We start from the raw sequence: 2696 nt of genomic DNA, 5'->3' as shown, positions 1-2696 counted from the left end.
GCATCTCCGCATGCAGAATATCGTCCTGAAACGTATTTTCCAGATTGCTTTTACGCAGTGACATGCCATCCGGGATTTCCTTTTCAAGATGTGATATCATGACCGTATTGCGGGCGGTATCACCTCCTCCTTCGAGTGGAAAAGGAACCTGCCCGGCCAGGAGTTCATACAGGATAATACCGTAACTATAAATGTCTGTCTGTAACAGCATTTTTCCCTCATGCTGTTCGGGTGCCATAAACTCTACTGCCCCGGCATGGCGAATGCTTGTTCTGCGCTGCTCTTCACTCATAATGGCCAGGCCAAAATCCAATAGTACATAATTGGCAGTCTGCATATTGTACTTCACATTATTGCTTTTAATATCGCCATGTTTGACGCCAACCTGATGACAGTGTGCAAGTGCAGCAGCCAGTTGTTCCGCTACTTTCAAGAGTTCTTTAACGGTGAAAACTTTTTGGTGCGGAGGTAATAGCAGTTCGCTGAGTTCGGGGCCTTCGATGTATTCCATTTCTATATAAGGAAAGGATCCACTATCGGTAATCCCCGAACTGAGTATCTTCACCACATTCGGGCTTGGATGGGCGTTTACCTGCTGCAGTTTATTCACTTCATTGAGAAAATTCCTGTAGTTTTTATCGCTTTCATCTTCCACGTAAATTGGTGTGGGGATAAGTTTAATGGCAGAATAAACCGGCCCCATGCGCATCCCCTTGTAAACAGATCCCTGCCCACCGGTTTTTAATGCGCCGAGATTTTGTAGCCCTTCTGTAATTGTAAAAATTTTACTCATGATGCTGCGGCTTAAAACTAAACTCCAACACGACCGATTCGCCCAAGATAATCTGATCTCCCTCGGCCAATTCCTGCCCGATCTGGGTAGCATGGAGTTTTACTGTCTTTTCGGTAAGCGCTGAACGTAGTTTGACCTTATTGCGGGGTGGTATTCCACCTTCATCTGCGAAGATTACAAATTTGGCTATGCTCGTATCCCATTCGATATGCGCATGCTGCCGGCTGATGTACTTATTTCGTTCATCATCACTTTCCGATGGAAATGCAATGTGGTTGGTGCGGAAAAAACCTTCATCAGACTGTGCCTTTTCATCTCTGCCGATATTGTATTTCCCTCCCGAGGAAGTTATTTCGTAGATTGGCTGTAAAGTCTTGCCGCTAAGTGCTTTTAGGTAGGCTTTAGCCTGTTGCTTAACAAAATGGGTTTTGGTTTTGACCAACAGTGCTATCGGCAGATTTTGCATTTGAACCGCGTCGTCCGGAATAGCTTCGTCGAAAGCAACCGTGACTGACCAGCCTGAGGGCAGATCCAGGGAATAGTCATCACTGATGCGTTGTATTTCGTTTTTTAATTGGTCGGGATCCTCGGTAAATACGGCAGCTTCATACACATGGCGTGCTGCAGGGCTGCAGTGGATAAAAATACCCAAACCTTTGATATTTGCGCCTTCTCCACCCTCCGCTTTTTGTAACTCCTGTTTTACAAATTGCAGTAATGCGTGCCTGATTCCCTTCACATCATCGGGATGCTCCCCACTTGCGCTTTTGAAGAGGTCGAATATCATTTTCATCTGTAAGTTTTGTTAGTGCTTGCTACTGTGTTATTAAAATATCGATTAAACATCTGCTCTGTTCGCAATTGTGATGAAGCTACACAAGCTATGGATTTATGGTTTGAGTTAAAATGTTTCATTTCTTCAATTAAGTTCCGGTACAGTTGCATTGTCATCAGTTTTGGCCGAAGGCACAATGCTTTTAATATAGCCACCTTCTTTTAAGAACGGAATCACATGTTTGCCGGCCAATCGTACTGCGTCTGATGATCCTTTGGTCGCCTCAATGCGGATACAGACTACAATATGACCATTGCCAGTTGCAGTCGGCGCAAAAAATACATACCAGCCATCATTAATCTGCTGTTTCTTCCAGATCCGCTCCGGCGTACCGGTTTTACCGGCAACGGCCAGCCCAAGCGTTTGCACTTTTGGACTGCTCTGTTTGATCATGTACTCCTGCATTAACCTGGCGTATGCCGGATTGTTTACCAATTTCGTACCAGTTTTTATCGCCTGCGGCTGGTCGCTTACTTTAAGTACAAACCTGTTTGCAATCATATTTCCATTATTTGCAATCCCCGCAGCCATTCTTGCCACTGCCGCTGGGGTTGCAATAAGTGCACCCTGCCCCCAAGACATTCCGGAAATTCCCTTTGCCCTGGTCTTTCGGATATTGTTGGGATCATACTTTGGTTTGGTATTGAATTCGGTCTTGCGCCAAAGTTGTTTCCATTTTTCTTCCTGTGCCGCGTTTTCGCTGGGCTYATTGTAATAATACCCTCCGGCCCCATGCAGGAACATGCCTGTTTTTAAGTACAGCTCACCCATGTTTTCCTGCAGCTGCTCCTGGTTTGCAAGTTTGATGAAATAGACGTTGTTGGATTTCACCACCGCCCGTTCCAGATCAATCCATCCCGTTTCATCCGGCTCGATACCTTTTGTACGGATACGCTCCCAGGAGGCCACCTGGYATTTTTTTTCGGCAGCGGCCATGCCCAGTTTATTGAAGGATGCCATGGCGGTAATCAGCTTAGCGGTTGAGCCTGGCTGTGTGAAATTGGTAAAGCCAAGGTCAGCGGTCGTTGTCCACCCCGAAAGCTGGTTCTGTTCTGCATTGGTCATGGT

3 protein-coding genes are annotated in these 2696 nt (G+C 46.1%); all 3 read right to left on the bottom strand.

Annotated elements, in window-relative coordinates:
• Positions 1 to 793 (bottom strand): serine/threonine protein kinase (locus AC1DPQ_RS23940; protein WP_477611098.1); only part of this gene is annotated, 793 nt, incomplete at its 3' end.
• A complete protein-coding gene (locus AC1DPQ_RS23935) occupies positions 786 to 1586 on the bottom strand; it encodes an FHA domain-containing protein (protein WP_477611097.1) in 801 nt (266 codons plus the stop codon). The genes AC1DPQ_RS23935 and AC1DPQ_RS23940, both read right to left, overlap by 8 nt.
• 126 nt (positions 1587 to 1712) lie before the next feature.
• The coding region (locus AC1DPQ_RS23930) for a penicillin-binding transpeptidase domain-containing protein (RefSeq protein ID WP_477611096.1) at positions 1713 to 2696 on the bottom strand (984 nt) is incomplete at its 5' end.

The organism is Pedobacter sp. 01T416_2 (assembly GCF_056398925.1).
The sequence above is the reverse complement of the archived record's forward strand: the minus strand, read 5'-3'. Positions and strand labels throughout refer to the sequence as shown.

Excerpts from the sequence above, each read along its gene's own strand:
- AC1DPQ_RS23935 (WP_477611097.1), bottom strand. The coding sequence starts at position 1,586 with ATGAAAATGATATTCGACCTCTTCAAAAGCGCAAGTGGGGAGCATCCC.